This window comes from Streptomyces sp. ISL-87, from assembly GCF_018614095.1.
Taxonomy (GTDB): Bacteria; Actinomycetota; Actinomycetes; order Streptomycetales; family Streptomycetaceae; genus Streptomyces.
In genome coordinates this window covers 64,551-64,796 of record NZ_JAGGOY010000015.1, presented here as the reverse complement: position 1 = coordinate 64,796, position 246 = coordinate 64,551, and positions in this window count along the sequence as shown.

Here is a 246-nt window from a genome sequence, read left to right as displayed (position 1 = left end):
GGGTGGACGTGGGGGTGGTGCGGGCGTACAGGGCGTCGAAAACCTCTGCCGCTGTCCGCTGTTGGGGCTCCTGGGGCGGAGGGGCGGCGGGGGATTCGATGGGCGGGGGGGTTCGGGCGGGGCCTGTGCCGTTTGACGTGGGGGAGCGGTGGCCTTCCGGCGGGAGGGCGCCCAGGCCGCTGCTGGTGCTGCCGCCGGTGCCTGTGCCGCTGCTGGTGCTGCCGCAGGTGCCGCTGCCGCTGCCGC